Genomic DNA, 17,816 nt, shown 5'->3' on the forward strand with positions numbered 1-17,816 from the left:
GGACGCGCACATCCCAGGACCGTGTGGAATCTAATCGCGAGTCGGCTGCCATCAGGAGTGTTGGTTCTTCCCTGTCGTTGGCGCGGACCGTTGTCGACGTCCAAACCGGTTATCTCGTAGGGTATTTCATCGATTCCAGTCTTGAGGGGCACCGAGGATATGGGTGTTGGCGTTATTGCGCACGGTGCGGGTGAAATCGCAGCAGATGCGCATGTCGGTGAGGTTGACTGTCCGGGCGAAGCGCCCCGGTGAGGGTGGGTCCGCAGTGCGCGACGGTGTCGTCTTCGAAGAACCCTGGCGGGTCGTCGAACTCATCAGTTGCCGTGCGGATTTTGATTGACGACCGCACCAACGTGGAGGGTTTGATGGTCGATATTCCGGTGATCTGGTCACGAGCGTCGGCGCCGCGCTTGATGGTACTCACCGCTTCGCGGGCATTCTCACGTGATGCTTGGCGCGGCCTTGTTCCACCGGCCGAGGTAAGGGACAATTGAGCGATGAGGTGGAAGCCCGCACTCAGCGCGTTCGCAATCACCTTCAACGGCCGGATCACTCCGACTGGCAACCAACCAGTGCCAAGCCGGATCCGCCGTTTATCTGACAGTCGCCGCCGCGCAGCACTACAGATGAATATGGACGACATCTAAAGGAACGGAGATCGGCCTAAAGTGTCGCTTGTTGAGAAGGTCGCAACACGGGGCCAGATGCTGACGTGGAATCTCCGAGCACAGACAATGGGCGGAAGGTGCCCAATATGCCGCGCGTCCGGGGGGACGAGACGGGCCTACGGACGGCTGTTCTTGGAGTGCGAGGACCCAAGCTGCGGCTTTATCTGGTGCCACGATTCGTCAGAGCGAAAGGCGAACCGGGGGATGGGGCTGACCGGATCCTGGGGCGGAGTCGAGCGTGGCGGCGAACGCGACGACTTCATGGTGCGTCTCGTGAATGACCTCGGTAAGCCACGACGGAAGGTACTGATCTTTGGCGCGGGGACAACGCTGGTGTTCCGTGTCCTCCACGATGATGGTTTCGACGTTGAGGGCGTCGACGTCAGTCCCGACGTCGTCAACTACCGATCCGCCGAATTTCCGGGCCAATTTGCATACGCCGACGACCTTGAACACCGTAGCGGGGCGTTCGACATCATTACGGCCTGCGAAGTTTTTGAACACTTCCATGATCCAAACCGCTGGCTAGCCACGCTGGCTCAAAATCTAGCGCCCGACGGTGTCCTATGTGGCTCGACGAATTTCTACCCTGGCAGCGGTCCGATCGAGGACAATCAAACAGTCGGCTACATGAGTTTGGATGGACACGTGGCTTACTGGTCCGAGTCGGCCTTGGCAAAATGCTGCGGGCGCTTCGACTTGGAGGTCGTGATTTTTGAACTGGAGTGTCCTGGCAGTGTGAAACCAGATGCGATGTGGGGCAGCCTGTTTCCGAATAAGCGCCTGTTCTTCGCGTCTCGGGACGAAACGGTGATTAAGGCGCTGAACGCGCTGAAGGCGTCTACGCCCATCCTGCCCTGCGACACGTCCGACTACCCTGTTCAGGCCTACCGAGCTGGAACACCGCCGGCGTAGCCTCGCGTTTCCGGAGGCTCTGACCTCATTTCGGACGTGCCGTCGATGGGATCGATCGGCGACTGCTACGACAACGCGATGATCGAATCCTTTTGGGGATCAACGACGTCGATGGACTCACCCGGGTGGCGCTGCGTGTCGCTGACCGCTGAATTGCGGACGCGCACGCCTCAGGACCAGGTGAACTCGAATCACGAGTCCGGTGGATTCACCCTGTCGTTGGTGCCGGCCCTGGTTGCGACGCGTCATTAGCGGTCGCCGTCGGCGCGAACGACGTCGTTTCTGGGTCTTCCTTCGCGAACCCGATCATGGCGAGCGCAACGAGAACAAACCCGACGGGTTGGACATACCCCGGCGTCAATAGAGTTTCAGTGCTGCCCACAACCGAAAGCATCGTGAGTATCGACAAGCCGCCCAGATCGGCAACGGAGTTGCGATGCGACATGACATATGCAAGGTAGACGATGGTGATCACCAGAAAGGAAGCGGCAATCCAGCCACCATCAAACAACGCTTGAATCACTGAATTGTGTGGAGATCTGACAGCACTGTCACGAGTGCCGGCAAAAATACTCCGATATGTCACCGAGGCGCCCGAAACAATCTGTCCGGACGTCCCGAAGCCGAAAGTCTGGTGGAACCAATCGACTTTGTCTTGGTAAAACTCGATACTCCTAAACCAAATCTCAAGCCGGTCGTTCAACGATTCGGAATTCCGTTCGCCGATCCGTTGAAATCGGGTCAGCGTCAGCTGCTGAGTCAAGCCGCCGGTGAGGTTCAATATGAAGGGGCCGGTCAAGAAGAACCCGATAACCCAAGGTGCGGCTTTCCGAACAAGTCGCGGCGTCAGGATTGCCAGGGCGAGAAGCACGACGGCGGTGAACAAGGCGGACCGCCGGTCGCCCTGGACGAGGACATAGAGAGCAGCAAGTACGGCGATCAGCCTGTAGCCGCGGTACCGACTCGTCCGCCTCATTATCGGAATTGCGGCAACCAAGTAGGCGGCTGCGAGAGTTGGTCCGCTGGTCAGCGCGCCTGTCAAGGGGAACAACACGCGCTCGCCACCCGTGAGGAAGTTGCCCATGACCACGGTGCCGTTGTCGGCAGTCCCGATTCCCGCAAATCGCAGCGCAATCGCCGCGGTCAGAAGGAGACCGACGCCGTCCACCAGAGAAATAAGAGCGCGCGACCTCGAGGACGCCTTGGAAACGATCAATGCCATTACGCCGCAGACGACCGCATAGTAGATGGCGGCAACCATCGTTTGCGGAGGGTTGGGCCGCAGCGCGATGACCAGCCCGCCAGCGGGTAGAACCAGAGAAGCCACCGTCAGACTCATCCGACCAGTTGCCTTCTGGGCGGTCACGATCGATGCAGCGCCGAGGAGGGCCACCGCGATCAGCGCGGCCCGGAGATTGATATTGGAGAATGCGGCAGCAGTGGGCAATGCGACGAGCAACCAATCCGGTGTCACCGAATCCGCAGGATTTGCCTGCTGGCTTCGGTGTTCTCGGCGCGCCTGCAACGATCGAAATTGGGTCAAGACTTCAGCTTCCGCAACTTCGAGCAGCCCACGCAGTCAAGTACAGCAGTCGGACGCGCGCCCGTCATATCGAGTGCTGCTGCCCGGCATCCCGGCCAACGCCTACTGGGGACACAGCGAACGCTTCTAGAGTCCCAGAGCTTGGTTCAGTTCGGACGAACACGACTTCGAAGTGGTGCAGATTTTGACGCACCATCTGGTCGCAGCATCGGTGCTGAAGCAGGCAGGCGTCTCCCCGGCCGCAGTCTTCTTCGCAAAGTCTTTGTTCATTGAGGTGGCCTGAATTTTCGCATCCAGGACCTTCTTGCCCTCCGGGGAGGCTGCGGAGTTCCCAGGGTGACCGTTCAAGGCGCTGAGATCGTTGCAGTTCAGGTCCACGAGATAGTTGGAACCGCCCGGCTTACGACCGCTGGAGTCCAAGAATTCCGCCCTGCGGCTGCCCACGACTATGCACTCGTCTATCGCGAGGTAACTCCCCGTTTTTGTCGCGATCATGAGCGTCTGACCGTACTGGCCAGCCTTCTCTAGGGCCTTCGCGTAGGTCATTCCGTAATAATCGTTGATGGCCCCGGCCGACCCCGGGCCGAACGCCGTCATCAGCGCCGCCGCGCCACCTATACCGCAGGCCAGGTACTTCTTCACTGCGACACCTCCCCCTCGCGAGCCGTTACTTGGCGAGCATACCGTCCCACCATTGCCCATGGATGAAACCGTTGAGTCTTGCCTGCAGATGGGTCGTCCCGGCACCCTCCGGCACTGGGCCAGAACCGTTGTCCCCATGCGATTCCGCAAGTGACCAGCCGTGGAATGAAAGGCATGGGGACTGTCACCCGCGCTCCAGACAACTCACTGTCCCGCGATGAGGTCTATCAGGTCCGCGAGCTGTCGTTCTGACTCTTGGAGGGCCAATTGGTACGCCTGTCTGCATTCGAGGGAGGTTTTCGCCGATACAGAGGCGCCTGCGAGTAGTGGCAGTGCTTCTTTGACGAATGAATCGGCATTTCCCGCAAGCACGCTGGGGCTGGCCTCCAACTGTTCGGGTATCGACCCCTGACACGTAGCGACGCAGACAACGCCGGCCGCCAGAGCCTCGTAGAGAACCAGCGGCACCGCTTCGTGGACGTAGCGCGAGGGAAATACAAAGTGCGTGATTTCCTGAAAGAACTCGTGCTTGGCCTGGCCGATCAACGGTCCTCGGTATTGGAACAGTTCCCCGAGTTCCTGGGCGGCGCGCTCGAGGTGCGCGCCTGCCCGTTCATCGAGAGTAGGTCCACCGACGATGAGCCGGATCGGAGTTCCGGCCTGATGAAGTGCCACGGCGAGATCGACGACGTCGCCGATGCCCTTTTCCAGCGTCAGACTACCAAGATGGCCGAGAACCAAGTTGCCGCCATCGGCCTTGAGCGGTAGTTCCAGGATCGTTTGGTCGATCAGCCCCGCGTTGCCGATTACCAACGGTTGAGAGATCTCTGGCATGACACGAGTCAGATCGCTCGCCATGGATCGGGACAGCACGATGTGGCGTGCATTGGGTCCGGCGGTGCGCGTCATCACCACCATTCGACGCTTGCGTTCTCGGACGTATGCATACGAGTGGTGGTGCAGGAACAGGCGCGCACCAGCCAGGCGTGCCAGACTCGCGGCGATTGTGCTCAGCCACATTCCGTTACCGACATTGACCGAGATGTACACCGCTTCCGAACGTCGGATCGACCACCATGAGTTCGCCGTTCGCAATAGCTTGACGAATGGACGGAGCCGCTGGAGGCCCTGCCCTTCGCTGGTGTCCGCCACTCGTATATTGGGGAAGTGTGGTGCAAGTTTTGAGATCATGTGCGATGTCGCAACTGATTGCCCGTGAACCGGTGGTGGCATCGGGCCAATAACCCTGAGCTGCAGGCTTTTTGCTGTACCCCCGAATGTCACCGTGTGTCACTCAGAACCGAGACGCGCCGTCGCGCCACCATCCACCAACAGAACAGCTCCGGTGACAAAGCTCGCATCGTCACTTATCAAGAACGACACCGCTGCTGCGACATCGCTTGGCTCGCCGATGCGCCCCAGCGCAGTTCGCTGGCGCAAAACGGCCTTCCGCTCCTCGGCCGATTCTTCACCCCATCGGGCGAAGCCTTCGCGAAGCTTCGCGGTATCGATGGCTCCCGGCGCGACGGCGTTCACTCTGATGTCCGGTCCGAGATCCAAAGCCGCAGAACGAACCCAACCTTCCAATGCCGCCTTTGTTGTGGCGTAGGCCGTCACCCCGCCTGTGGTGGCACGCGCGTGCGCACTGCTTATGACGACCACTGAACCGTCGTTGGCTGCCAGGCTCGCACGCGTGCCCGACATCAAAGCGTCGACGGCGATGACATTGACCCGCAGCGCGTCGACCCAATCGTCGAGAGGTGTATCCCCCGCCGGGGCGATGGGCTGCGCAGCGGCATTGTGTACGACAGCCTTCACCTGGTAGTTCCTGGCAAGTTCCCGGCCGAGTTCCACCAGCTGCTCGGATTCGCGCATGTCGAGCTGGAGGTCGATGTCGGCTGCGGGCGCGGGGTTTCGATCGATTCCGATCGCAAGGTAACCGTCGTTGCGCATCCGTTCGCAGAGTGCCGCTCCGATACCGCCTGCTGCACCGGTGACGATGACCGCGAGAGTCATTGCGCCAACTCCTCGAGGAGGAAATCCACGGCAGCATTGCTGGCCCGCACCACACCCTCTCGAGTGTTCGACCCGTTATGCGCGCCAAGTACTACATTTGGAAATGCGCGGAGTTCGCTGTTGAGCGCAAGGGGTTCGTTTTCGAAGACGTCGAGCGCTGCGCCCGCAAGCGAACCACTTTTGAGTGCTTTGATAAGCGCGGCCTCGTGGACGACAGGGCCCCTGGCGACATTCACCAAGTACGCGTTGGGCTGAACAAGGCCAAGGCTGTCCTCGTTGATCAGGTGAAATGTCTCCGGTGTCAGAGGGCAGGCTAGAACGATGAATCGGCTGGTCCGCAACAGCGTGTTGAGATCCACGATGGTGACATCGGCAGCGGTCTCGACGAAGGGATCGTAGGCAACAACATCCATGTCGAAACCGTGTCCCCGCTTGGCGATTTCACGACCGATAGCCCCGAACCCGACGATGCCAAGTCGCGTCCCCGCGAGAGTGAAGCCCTCCCATTTCGGCCACTCGCCGCGTCGGACCGCGGAATCCACAGCCACATAGCCCCGCGCCAGATTGAGGATGTAGCCAAACGCCGAGTCGGCAACCTCCTGACCGAAGACCCCGGGAGTGTTGCGCACCCGCACCCCGTGCTCGCGGGCCGCCGCGTGGTCCACGGAGTCCATGCCGATTCCCCAGCGGATCACGGTTTTGAGATTGTGCGCCCCCGCGAAGAATTCGCGGTCGAGCTCGTCATCGCCGGCGATGATACCCACCAGGTGCGAGCCGTATTCGAGAAGTTCGGCAGCGGTGAACTGTTGGCGCCCAGCAAGATCCGGTGCGACGACCTCGTAGCCCAGGCTTTCGATCCGCTCGCGGTGCCGCGGAAGCTCGACCTGCATCTGGCGGCAGGTCACCAGTATCAGTGGCGCACTCATGTGTTGATCGGGTTGTCCATCGCGATGGCCGATGCCAGCGCGAAGTCCTCTTCGGTGTCGATATCGACCGCCTCCAAGGCAGACATCTCGAACATGTGCGGGCGGGCGCCAATGCGGTTTCCGCGCTGCCGCAACAACTCTGGCGTGAAAATAAAGAAGCACGAGTTCTCGATGAACAACGGTGGCAGGTCCTGGGTCCGCAGCAGCACCGATGGGTCATGATTCACCGGCTGCGTCTCGGCGTCCCAAAGCCGGGCCTGCAGGCGCGTGACACTGAAAACGGAATCAAATTCGCGGTCGGACCTGCCAAAGGATCTCAATGCCGAGGACACCGTGTCCGCCTTCAGGAACGGGTTCGTCGAGTGCGTCTGCAGGACGATGTCGGCATCGACCTGGTCCAGTGTGTTGAGAAGGACGTCGTTCATGGCGATATTGCCGTCGCGCAGGTGCTCGGGCCGCAGCAGCACCTTGACGAGTGGGAAGTGCTCGGCGCAGTCCTCGATGATGAAGTCGCTGTCGGTGTCGATGACGATCACGTCGATCTCCGGCACCTCACTCAAGGTGCGGACGACATGGTGGTACAGCGGAATTCCCGCGAGCGGGCGGTAGTTCTTCCCGGGCACGCGCTCACTGTTGTGGCGCATCGGGACGATCGCGACGGTGTTGGTCATTGGTTCCTGCCGGCCTGCTTCTAGGAGTCTTCGGAATATTCGATCTTGAGACCGGGTTCCGCGGGCGTATCGGCGCTTTTCGAGTCGGCGGGGTAATAGAAACGCTCGCGCAAGCGCGCTGACACATGATCCGGTGCCCGGAAGCCTTCCCAGGCGCCGATGAATTGAGCGAACCGGAATTGCGGAATGCTGAACACATTGCTGCGCAACCGGTTCACCTTGACTGCTTCCTTGTAGTCGCTGGCGATGTTCGACAGTGCCAGACCGACTGCATTGGGCAGCGACATCGTGGCGTCATCGACGATGCGGGCGTAGGCCATGGCCTCGCGCCGATATCGATTGCGGATGATGCTCCAACTCTCTTCGTGCACGTGCACAACAGGTGCATCCGCAACGTACGAGATTTTGTGGCCCAGGGTGAGAGCCTTCTTCGCGAAATCTAGGTCTTCGAGGCCGGTAAGGGATTCGTCGTAGGGCAAATCCTGCCAGACCGACTTCAGCACCGCGGCGTTGGCGTTATTGCTGAACGGATGTCCCTGATCCCAGATGTTCTGGTGGGGAAACCATTTCAGCATCACGCGTGATTCGGAGAATTTTGTTCGCTCGTCTCCGACCTGACGTCCGTACGCGATCGCCACCCCCTGCCGGTCAAAGGCGTTGACGATGTGCTCGACGTAGGTGTTGTAGACCGGGTAGACGTGTGCCGAGGCGAACAACAGGATGTCGCCGTCGGCCGCCGCGCAACCCCGGTTGAGAGCGCGCCCGAAGGAGAACTCCTCTTTCGCGATATGGACGATGCGGCACCCGGCGGCCTCGGCAATCGCGACGGTGTCGTCCGTGGACCCCGAGTCGACCAGGATGATCTCGTCGGGCTTGACGGTCTGCTGCGCCAACCCCTTCAGCAGCCGGCCGATGTGCTTGCTCTCGTTGTACGCGCGGATGACGGCTGACACCCGGCGTGGCTTGATCTCACTCATCCCTGGCGACGCGGGCCTACTCGGAAGGCTCGCGCTTTCCCCCCGCTGGCTTCGTAACGTCAACGGGCTCAGCGCTTTCGGCTTTGGTGACCGCGGTGCCGTTTACGGGGGCGCGATCGGGAACTGTCGTGCTACCTACCCTCGCGGGTGCGGCGGCATCCGCGAGGGCAGGTGATGGGGTGGCAGGTTCGTGCCGGTCCTCGCCGTAATAGCTGTAGCTGTAGCTGTATTGGCCACCACGACGCGTCGGGGTCATCGTAAACACCGCGCCAAGCACCGTCGCACCCACATCCCGCAGGATTCCGATGGCATGGGCCAGATGCTCGCGTTTCGTTTGTCCAGACCGTGACATGACAAGTGCGCCATCGGCATGCGCCGCCAGGATGGCACCGTCGGTCACCGCGAGAAGAGGCGACGAGTCGACGATCACATAGTCGAATTTCGCCCGTAGCTCGCTGAGCACGGTTTTCGCGGCCATCGAGCCGAGTAGCTCACTGGGGTTTGGTGGAGTGGTGCCGGACGTCAGCACCGTCAATCGGGGGAACTTCGTCGCCTGCAGCACTTCGGATAGGGATGCCCCGCCGCTGAGTACGGTACTGAACCCTACCGACCCGACCAGATCGAGATATCGGTCCACGCTGGGTCGGCGCATATCCCCGTCGACGAGCACCACGTTGTGCTCAGCCTCGGCCAATGCCAGTGCGATGTTGATTGCCGTGGTCGACTTGCCCTCATGCGGTGACGAGCTGGTGACCACGATGACGCGAGGCGGGTTGTCCACCGTGAGGAAATGCAAGTTCGTGCGCAGCTTGCGGAACGCCTCGGCGATTCCCGAATTGTCGCTCTCGAAGGAGATAGCCGGTTCTTTGCGGCGTTCTTTGTCCATCGGGATGCTGCCGACCAGCCCGACCCCGGTGATTTCTTCGAGGAGCTCGCGGTCTTTGACCGTGTTGTCGAGCCGATCCCGAAGGACCGCGAGACCCACTCCCAGCAGCAAGCCTGCTGCCAGGCCGACCGCGATGTTGCGCGGCGTGTTCGGAATGACCGGCGCTTCTGGAATGGATGCCCTCTGCTCGACGACGACGCGCGAGTCTGGCTGAACGCCGCCCTTCGCTGGAGTCTCCAATTCGCCTACCATCACCACGAATTCGTCGGACATCGCGTTGGCAATGTCACGTGCTCGCACGGGTGAGGGGTCGAGAACGGAAACGTCGATGAGGACCGTGTCGGGCTTTGCGGTGGCTTTGACATTTGCTTTTAGCGTGTCCGCGTTCATATCGAGATTGAGTTTGTCGATAGTGCGCTGCGCCAGCGTCGCGCCCATGAGCAGCTCGGTGTAGGACAGCACGCGTTCTTGGGAGAAACGGTTACCTTGGTACAGATCGCTTAGCGATGAGTTCGAAGATGTCGACACGAACAGTCGCGTCGAGGCCTCGTAGAGCGGCGTTGTCGCAAAGGTGTACGCGAGCGCACCCAGGACCGCTACGAGCGTTGTCACGCAGACGGTGATCCAGCGGGTCCGCAGCAATTTCGCGAAGTCCTGAAGTTTCAACGTGCCCCCCTTACTGCGGCCTTGGTCTGCACAAGACCCCAATGCCCGCTACAACCCCGCGGAAACTGGGCTTCCATCGCTACGGGCTGGACTCGCGGCAGACGAAGCGAGACATCAGCACAGTGATCGGTACTGCCTATTCTGCAGCCTATCGAGTGCACGCGGGCACCGATACCTTGGGAACGACATCGTCGGCCAGCGGTTGTATCGGAACGCGTGCCGCTCCGGGAGCGGTCGGCTCGGTGAGCCGGAAGATCAATTCGACTGTCTGCCCGGGTGGTATGGCGACTTGAGACTCGAAGCTCGGGTGCCCGCGTTCCGTCGATCCGAACACACGGGTCCTCTTGCCGTTGGCGAGGACGCTGATCACGTCCGCACCCTTGGTTGTCAGAAGTCGGACTGAGGCGAGCATTGTGCCCCTGGGAATATCCCCTGCAATCTCGGGAAAGAAACCCAGCCGCCCGGCGACGTAGTCCGGTAATCCGGCCACGTCCTTGAGTGTGTTGGTCAGCCGGATCGTCACGGTTGACGTGCGCTTGTCGCCATCGCAGCCGTCGGCTACGTATTCGATCTGCCGATCAAGGTAGTAGTCCATTTTGTTGCCGCCGAGATTGTTGACGATGACCGCGGCGTATGGCGCTGGATCGTCGGGAATCACGTGAGCCAGCGGGGTCTGCTCCAAGAGCGCCTGATCCGCCGGCGATGAGCTCCACACCGCGATTCGGCGCTCACTGACGGCGCGCCCCAAGGCGTTGAGCAGCTTGCGCGGCGATTCCACCGGCTGGGTGATCTTCTTGACAACCTCGGTCGCAATTCCCTGTAGGTATTGCTTTCGCCCACTTTGATCATTGGGATCAGGAAATCGGCTATAGACGGTCGACTCGGTCAGCTCGACGACATTGTCCTTCGTGACGGTTTCGCCATCGGGCATCGTCACAGGGCCGGTAGCGCCGAGAATGTAGCTCAGAGCGATCGGATCGATGGAGATGACGCCGTCGACATTCATTCCTGACTGTTGTGCCCACATCGACTTCCAAATTTGGGCCGCGTAGGGAAAATGCGAGCTTTGATTGCTGTTACGAAAATCGGTGGTGGGATTAGTGAACCCGTATTGCTCATCGAATTCCGGGTTGAGCGAGAAAGGGGTGAACGACTTGCTGAGTTCGGTGTTCGGCCCCAAGGTGTCGACGCTGGGCTTACCGTCGTCGAACCGGAGGATCCCGAACCCTCCGAGCAACCCACCGGTACCTCGGGCTTCGGCGTTGGTCTGGAAACCCATGAAATAAGTGCGCGGGCCATCGGCGCCCATCATTGACGGCGCCAACTGGGCAGCGAGGGCCGTATTGCCCAATATCTGCGCGAGTTCAGATGCTTGCGCCTGGAGTTGTGATCGGGCTCCGCTGATAGCCGAGATGTACCCCGGTTCTGATATGGCCTGCGCGGCGGTGTTCAGGCGAGCCGCGTCTGCCGCGATCTTGCTCAGTGTTGGTTCTTCCTTGCGCAGTGCCGTCACGTCGAGCCGGCCATTGGCGAGCAGCTGGTCCGGCGCGACGGTTGTGCCGGCATCTGCGACGGGTTTCAACACGTCGGCCGCCAGGCCGAGCACCACGTCCGCTATCTGTTGACCGGTTCTGAAGGGGCTGCCCACCCACGGCACGACGGAGACGATGTTCCACGGCAGGGAGTGGGTCGCGTCGCTGGCGGCCTGCGCATGAGATTGCGCATCAGCCGCAAAGCGCGATGCATCCTTGGTATTTCCCTGCAGCAGCGCGTCTTTAGACTGCTGTGCACTGCTACGGGCCTGCTCAAGGCCCGACTTCGCCGCCTGCGCTCGCAAGCCGAGCCAACCTCCGAACACAATGACAACGGCGAGCACCGCAAGCGCGGTCCACACAACCGCGCGACGCTGGAACCAGCGCTGGTCCTCGTTATTGTCTTCGTCGGTCAGAGTTGCATCGTCATCGTCGGGGTCGTCGTTGAACCGTCGTCGCGAAAAGAATCTCACTCAGTTAGTTCCCCATGCTCCGGTGCGGTCTGCACTAGCAGAGCAGCCGCGACAGCTGGCCAATATGAAACGACTCGCCAGCTGCCGTTGGACAACAACTGACGAGTCGTTTTCGGAGATTGGTTAGGAGGAGGTGGAGTACGGGCCGATCTTGATAGCCTTGGCGACATTCCAGGCGGCGTTGTCGAATCCGGCGCCGACGTTCGTGAAGGCGTCACCGATCGGGCCGGGAAGGATCTGACCCGCGAGTCCGAACGCCAGGCCGGTGAACGCGAGACCGCCATAGACGAAGGTGCCGAAATACTGGACGCCGGCCTGGATGGCATTCCGGGCTGCATCAACAAACCCGGAGATGAAGACCTGGATGACCTGCGCAGGAGGCGTGGCGTTGGCCGTCACCTTCTTGTTGGAACCGGGCGTGGCGACCGTGCCAGTGTCGTTGCTGCTGGGAGCGACGATGATGACCGGACTGACGAGGCCCTGGGCCTCTTCGCCCAGTCCTTGAGCGAATGGCGCCAGACTTGGCGCTGCGTGCGCGATTGCCGGCGTCATCACCGCTGCGGTGGCGATGATCGCAGCACCAGCAGTGGCCTGAAGCTTCGTAGCAATGACCGACATAACTACCCCCCAAAATTTGTGGTCTTTGTCCCATACGGGTTGTGTAAATAGTTGCAGAGCTGGTACCGGCTGTCAACCGGAATGGTGCTGATTAGTGGATGTTTTTCTTTGCCCGCGGGCCTACGAACGTTGCGATCGACAAGGTCCCGGTCTGCGCCAAGCCGATCTGCGCCCGGGTGCAGGGCGTTTACTGGCTGTTAACGGCCCACGAAGTGCGCGAAGCCGCTGATGTCACGCACCGAGGCCGCGAAAACATCCGGCATCAGCGTGGGGAACAGCAGGTCTCCGCCGTGGCAGGTGCCGACCACGATGCGCCCTGCCGCGGGAACTCCCGCGGCGAGCAGTCGGCGGTAGTACGCCAGGCCCTCGTCCCGCAGGGGATCGAGCTCGTTCACCGAGATCACGTGTGGCGGCAGGCCGACCAGGTCTTCGTGGCTGGCCACCCCGGCCCAGCAGGTGGGATCGCCAGCATGCGTGTTGCCCGGGTCGTAGATCGAGCCCAGCAACGCGGCTTGCTGGCAACTGATGAAGTAGCCGTCGTTCTCCCGCAACGACGGCAGCTCATCCGGATAGTCCAGCCAGCGGTTGGAGATGTACGGGCACTGGGCGTACGCCCCGGCGATCTCGGCGAGCCACCCCTCGCGTTTGGCCCTGTGTGTGACGGTCAGGGTGAGGTTCCCGCCGCCGGACTCACCGGCGACGATCAAGTGGCTCACGCCGAGATCGGCGCGGTTGGCATGCACCCACCGGGTGGCCGCCGCGCAATCGTTCAACCCGGCTGGGTAGGGGTGGGGGCCGAGCCGGCCACCTGAGTTACGGAACTCCACCCCCACTGTCACCAGGCCGGTGACCGCCAGGCTCTCCCGCAAGTACCGGTAGCCGGCATCGTCGGCACTGGCGATTGCCATCGCCCCGCCGTGGAAATGCACGATCGCCGGCAGCGGGCCGTCGGCCCGGTCCGGGCGGCTGACGAACAGTGTCACCTCGTTGCCGTCGGCTCCGGGAATCGTCACGGTGGTCGTCGTGACGCCGGCGGGGGCCAGGGTGGCGGATGCGAACGAGCCGAGCACTCCGCCGACGGCTTGCTCGGCGGCCGCGGCATATGCCAACCGATCCGCCAACGGTGAGTCGACGGTGAACGGAGCATCGGGAAGGGGGTCGGCCAGGCCGAGCGGGGCGAATGCCGCCACCATCCGCGGATCGGATCGAGGATCGGTGCCAAGTGTGCAATTCGGATCAGCGAGCCGGCCAACAAGCATGAGCCCGAGACTAACTCGCGGTCAGCCTCCGCATTCGGCTATTCGCCGACGGAGAAATACCCGCCCGGGTTCAGAGCCGTTGAGTTCCATCGCCTTCCGATACCAAGAGACCGCCTCGCGGTGTCGGCCGGCCCGGCGCAACAGATCGGCGCGCACCGTCGGCACCAGATTGGAGCGAACCAGCCGCGGGTCGTGCGCAACCCCGTCCAGTGCCACCAGGCCGGCTTCCGGTCCGTCGCGAAAACCGACTGCGAGCGCTCGGTTCGCCCGTACCACCGGCGAATCGGTCAACCGCACAAGGATGTCGTAGGCCCGGCAGATCGTGACCCAGTCCGTCTGCTCCCAGCTCGGCGCCGTCGCGTGCGCGGCCGCGATCACCGCCTGCGGCAGATACGGCCCGGTCGACCCGTGGGCGCGGCGCAGCGCGTCGAGTCCGCGTGACACCCTGCCCCGATCCCACCGGATTCGGTCCTGTTCCTCCAGTGGTACCAACGCGCCGACTGCATCGATTCGCGTCGATCGACGTGAATCATGCAGCAGCACAAGAGCATGCAACGCATGGGCCTCCAATTCCCCAGGCATCAGCGCGCGCAATTCCCCGGCCAGCCGCACCCCCTCGTCGCACAGCTCGTCGCGGATCGCTGACGGGCCGGCCGTCGACCAGTACCCCTCGGTGAACACCGAGTAGATGCACGACAGGACATGCGGAGTGCGCTCTGTAAGCAGCTCCGACGGTGGCACCCGAAGCGGGATATTCGCTTGGCGGATCTTGTTTTTGGCCCGGGTGATCCGCTGGCCCACGGCCGCTTCGCTCACCAGTAACGCCCGCGCGATCTCCGGCACCGTCAGGCCCGATACCAGCCGCAATGTCAGCGCGAGCTGGGAAAGGCGCTCCAGCGCCGGGTGCGCGCAGGTGAACATCATCCGCAGCTCGTCGTCGCGGACCCGGTGCACGGCTTGGCCGTCGGCTGATTCGTCGCCCTGCATCGCAGCCAATTCCTTTCCCGGACGGCTGGATTCGCGGCGCAACCGATCCCTGGCCCGGTTACGGGCCACCGCTACCAGCCATCCGCCCGGGTTGTCGGGCACGCCATCTCGAGACCAGGTGCGCAGCGCCTCGGCGCACGCTTCCTGGACGGCATCCTCGGCGATATCCAGATCACCCGACCATCGCGCGAGCGCGGCTACCGCGGGACCCCACTCTCGCCGGAAGACGCCGTCCAGGGAACGCATCTACAGCCCGGACACGCCCGCCAGCCGGCGCAGGTGGATCACCGACGCCGGGATCATCGAGGCGAGCTTCGTCGCTTCGTCGCGGTCGGCCGCCGACAGGATGTAGTAGCCGTTGGCGACTTCAGCGCCCTCGGCGTACGGGCCGTCGGTCAACACCATCTCGCCGTCGCGCACGCGCACGGTTGTCGCCGTCGACGGCGGATGCAGCGGCGCCCCGCCGAGGATGTGCGACCCCGCCGCCTCGCCGAACTCGGCATGCTTGGCCAATCCCTGCTCCCATTCGGGACCACCGGGGACGTTCACGCCATCGGCCGGTTCGAGCAGCAGCGCCAACCAGTCCGAATCAGTGGTGGGTCGGTCGAGCGGGTTATAGAACACGATCGGCCACACCTCGACCGACCCGTACTGGGCGGCCGGCACCTGCCGGGCCAGCTGCAGCGCGTCGTCGAGATTCTCCGCCTCGAACACGTAGTAGCCGCCGGCTATCTCGGCGCCTTCGGCGTACGGGCCGTCGGTGACGACCGGCGCGTCCGGGCCACCGGTGATCTGCACCGCCTCGGCGGCCGAGCCGAGTGCGTCACCGGCGCGAATCGCCGCCGCCTCGCGGGCGTGGAAATCGGCGTAGGCAGCCATCTCGCGGCCCGCCTCGTCGGCGGTCAGATCGCGCTGTTTGCCTTGGAGCAGTGCGAAGTAATACATGGCGATGTCCTCCAGGGTGGGGGAGTGGAACCCCGCTGGTTTCACTCTCTACCTGTCTGACGAACGGCGCCCGCGGAATCCGACATGGCCCACCAGACGCAAAATCCCCCGCACGCTTTCACGTGGCGGGGGACTCTGCGTCTGCTCGCGCGGATCAGGCGGTCGCGCCCGGCTTGAGGTAGGTCACCAGGCTGACATCGATGGTCTCGTCGATGAAGTAGAACTGACACCCCTTCAGGTACTTCATGTAGCGGTTGTAGTTCACCTCGTCGGTGGCCGCGATGGCCTCGTCCTTGTGCTGCTCCAGTGCGGCGGCCCACAACCCCAGCGTCTTGATGTAGTGGTTGCGCAGCGACAGCGCCTGCGGCACCACGAAGCCGGCCTTCTCGCCGTGGTCAACCATCATCTGGGTGGAGGGGATGCGCCCACCCGGGAAGATCTCGGTGATCATGAACTTGACGAAGCGGGCCAGATCGAACGTCAGCTTCTTGCCGCGGTCGGCCAGATCGAACGGGTGGTAACCGACGCTGCTCTGGATCGTCATCCGGCCGTCGTCGGGCAGGATGTCGAAGCAGTTCTTGAAGAAGTCGTCATAGCGCTCGAACCCGAAGTGCTCGAACGCCTCGATGGAGACGATCCGGTCGACCGGGGAGTGGAATTGCTCCCAGCCATTCAGTCGCACGTCGAACGTTCGATCGCTGTCGACCTTCGCCAAAAGCTGATCGCAGTAGGCCTTCTGGTTCTTCGACAACGTCAGTCCGATGACGTTGACGTCGTACTTCTCCATCGCCCGCTGCATCGTCAGGCCCCAACCGCAGCCGATCTCCAGCAGGGTCATGCCGGGCTTGAGGTCCAGCTGGTCGAGATTGAGGTCGACGTCGGCGATCTGTGCTTCCGACAGCGTGACATCGGGCCCGGTGAAGTACGCGCAGCTGTATTTGCGGGTCGGGTCTTGGAACAACCCGAAGAAGTCATCCGAGAGGTCGTAATGCGCCTGGATGTCTTCGAAATGTGGCCGCATGTCCTTGGTTTCGGTTGCCTCGGGCATGAGTGTTAAGCCTTCCTGATTTTCTCATCGAACTAGACCACCGCCCCCGCGAGTGGGTCTGCGCGCCAGTATGCACCATGTGATCTGGACCATACCGTCTCGCCCCACCGGAACGGCCGTCAAACTGTGCGTTAACCGTGCGTGTCCTTGGGTTGCTTCTCGAGCGTGAACTGATCGACGTCGATGATTCCAGACCGGAACCCACGCGCGCATCCAGTGAGGTACTTCATGTACCGCTCATAGACCTCCTCGGACTGCACCTCGATCGCCTTGTCGCGGTTGGCTTCCAGCGCCGCGGCCCAACAATCCAGCGTGCGTGCGTAGTGCGGTTGCAACGACTGGACACGTGTCAACGTGAAGCCGGCCCGGCCCGAATGGTCCTCGACCTTCTCCGCCGACGGCAGCCGGCCGCCAGGGAAGATCTCGGTGAGCATGAACTTCGCGAACCGCGCCGCCTCGAACGTCAGCGGAATCCCCTTTTCGACCATCTGGTCAACCGTGAACGACGTGATGGTGTGCAGCAGCATCACCCCGTCGGCGGGCAAGACCCGGTAAGCCATCGCGAAGAAGTCGTCGTAGCGATCGAAGCCGAAATGTTCGAAGGCGCCGATCGATACGATCCGATCGACGGGCTCGTCGAACTGCTCCCAGCCTTCGAGTTCGATGCGCTTGTGCCGGGGGCTGTCCGACTCGGCGAAGATCTGTTCGACGTGGTCACGCTGGTTTTTCGACAATGTCAGCCCGATGACGTTGACGTCGTACTTCTCCAGGGCGCGCAACATGGTGGCGCCCCATCCGCAGCCGACGTCCAACAAGGTCATCCCCGGCTGCAGGCCCAACTTGCCGAGCGCGAGGTCGACCTTGGCGAGTTGGGCCTCCTGCAGCGTCATGTCGTCGCGTTCGAAGTACGCGCAGCTGTACGTCTGGGTCGGATCGAGGAAGAGTCGGAAGAACTCGTCGGACAAGTCGTAGTGGGCTTGTACGTCCTCGAAATGAGGCTGGAGCCGTTTGGCCATGACGTTGTGCCTTTCGCATGTGACTGCG

At 62.2% G+C, this 17,816-nt stretch carries 17 protein-coding genes; 1 reads left to right on the forward strand and 16 read right to left on the reverse strand.

Annotated elements, in window-relative coordinates; translation table 11 throughout:
• Positions 1-172: 172 nt before the first annotated feature.
• On the reverse strand, positions 173-541 hold the full coding sequence (locus tag SLQ31_RS17735) for a hypothetical protein (protein WP_319435013.1): 369 nt from the start codon (positions 539-541) through the stop codon (positions 173-175).
• A gap of 331 nt (positions 542-872) precedes the next feature.
• On the opposite strand from SLQ31_RS17735, the gene SLQ31_RS17740 reads away from it, so the two are divergent.
• Positions 873-1,583 carry a class I SAM-dependent methyltransferase gene (locus tag SLQ31_RS17740; protein WP_319435015.1) on the forward strand — a complete coding sequence of 237 codons (711 nt, stop codon included), beginning with the start codon at positions 873-875 and terminating at the stop codon, positions 1,581-1,583.
• Between the two features lie 208 nt (positions 1,584-1,791).
• Here the strand turns inward: SLQ31_RS17740 and SLQ31_RS17745 are convergent, their stop codons facing one another.
• The 15 genes from SLQ31_RS17745 to SLQ31_RS17815 form a co-directional block, all read right to left on the reverse strand.
• Complete coding sequence (locus SLQ31_RS17745; protein WP_319435017.1) at positions 1,792-3,126, reverse strand: O-antigen ligase family protein; 1,335 nt, start codon at positions 3,124-3,126, stop codon at positions 1,792-1,794.
• A gap of 126 nt (positions 3,127-3,252) precedes the next feature.
• Positions 3,253-3,768, reverse strand: a complete 516-nt coding sequence (locus tag SLQ31_RS17750) for a hypothetical protein (protein ID WP_319435019.1) — start codon at positions 3,766-3,768, stop codon at positions 3,253-3,255.
• Positions 3,769-3,972: 204 nt separating this feature from the next.
• Positions 3,973-4,920: a glycosyltransferase family 4 protein gene (locus SLQ31_RS17755; protein WP_319435021.1), complete on the reverse strand. Its 948-nt coding sequence runs from the start codon at positions 4,918-4,920 to the stop codon at positions 3,973-3,975.
• Between the two features lie 138 nt (positions 4,921-5,058).
• Entirely contained in the window at positions 5,059-5,784 is a 726-nt protein-coding gene (locus SLQ31_RS17760) for an SDR family NAD(P)-dependent oxidoreductase (RefSeq protein WP_319435022.1), read from the reverse strand.
• A complete protein-coding gene (locus SLQ31_RS17765) occupies positions 5,781-6,710 on the reverse strand; it encodes a phosphoglycerate dehydrogenase (RefSeq protein ID WP_319435023.1) in 930 nt (309 codons plus the stop codon). Before SLQ31_RS17765 ends, SLQ31_RS17760 begins: the two co-directional genes overlap by 4 nt.
• Entirely contained in the window at positions 6,707-7,381 is a 675-nt protein-coding gene (locus SLQ31_RS17770) for an acylneuraminate cytidylyltransferase family protein (RefSeq protein ID WP_319435025.1), read from the reverse strand. The genes SLQ31_RS17765 and SLQ31_RS17770 overlap by 4 nt, the downstream gene beginning before the upstream one ends.
• A 20-nt stretch (positions 7,382-7,401) precedes the next feature.
• Entirely contained in the window at positions 7,402-8,358 is a 957-nt protein-coding gene (locus tag SLQ31_RS17775; RefSeq protein ID WP_319435027.1) for a glycosyltransferase family 2 protein, read from the reverse strand.
• A 16-nt stretch (positions 8,359-8,374) separates the two neighbouring features.
• Complete coding sequence (locus SLQ31_RS17780; protein WP_319435029.1) at positions 8,375-9,910, reverse strand: polysaccharide biosynthesis tyrosine autokinase; 1,536 nt, start codon at positions 9,908-9,910, stop codon at positions 8,375-8,377.
• A 148-nt stretch (positions 9,911-10,058) separates the two neighbouring features.
• Positions 10,059-11,915 carry a DUF4012 domain-containing protein gene (locus SLQ31_RS17785; RefSeq protein WP_319435030.1) on the reverse strand — a complete coding sequence of 619 codons (1,857 nt, stop codon included), beginning with the start codon at positions 11,913-11,915 and terminating at the stop codon, positions 10,059-10,061.
• Positions 11,916-12,038: 123 nt separating this feature from the next.
• The gene (locus SLQ31_RS17790; RefSeq protein ID WP_319435031.1) at positions 12,039-12,533 is read right to left on the reverse strand and encodes a hypothetical protein; all 495 of its coding nucleotides are present in this window, start codon (positions 12,531-12,533) and stop codon (positions 12,039-12,041) included.
• 197 nt (positions 12,534-12,730) lie between these two features.
• Positions 12,731-13,792 (reverse strand): alpha/beta hydrolase fold domain-containing protein, encoded by a 1,062-nt coding sequence (locus SLQ31_RS17795; protein WP_319435033.1) that lies wholly within the window; start codon positions 13,790-13,792, stop codon positions 12,731-12,733.
• Between the two features lie 21 nt (positions 13,793-13,813).
• A complete protein-coding gene (locus tag SLQ31_RS17800) occupies positions 13,814-15,025 on the reverse strand; it encodes an RNA polymerase sigma factor (protein ID WP_319435035.1) in 1,212 nt (403 codons plus the stop codon).
• The gene (locus SLQ31_RS17805; protein ID WP_319435812.1) at positions 15,026-15,724 is read right to left on the reverse strand and encodes a YciI family protein; all 699 of its coding nucleotides are present in this window, start codon (positions 15,722-15,724) and stop codon (positions 15,026-15,028) included.
• A 154-nt stretch (positions 15,725-15,878) separates the two neighbouring features.
• Positions 15,879-16,772: a cyclopropane mycolic acid synthase family methyltransferase gene (locus SLQ31_RS17810; RefSeq protein WP_319435037.1), complete on the reverse strand. Its 894-nt coding sequence runs from the start codon at positions 16,770-16,772 to the stop codon at positions 15,879-15,881.
• 131 nt (positions 16,773-16,903) lie between these two features.
• On the reverse strand, positions 16,904-17,788 hold the full coding sequence (locus SLQ31_RS17815; protein ID WP_319435039.1) for a cyclopropane mycolic acid synthase family methyltransferase: 885 nt from the start codon (positions 17,786-17,788) through the stop codon (positions 16,904-16,906).
• Between the last annotated feature and the right edge of the window lie 28 nt (positions 17,789-17,816).

Source organism: Mycobacterium sp. RTGN5 (assembly GCF_033804465.1).
In the GTDB taxonomy this organism is placed as follows: Bacteria; Actinomycetota; Actinomycetes; order Mycobacteriales; family Mycobacteriaceae; genus Mycobacterium.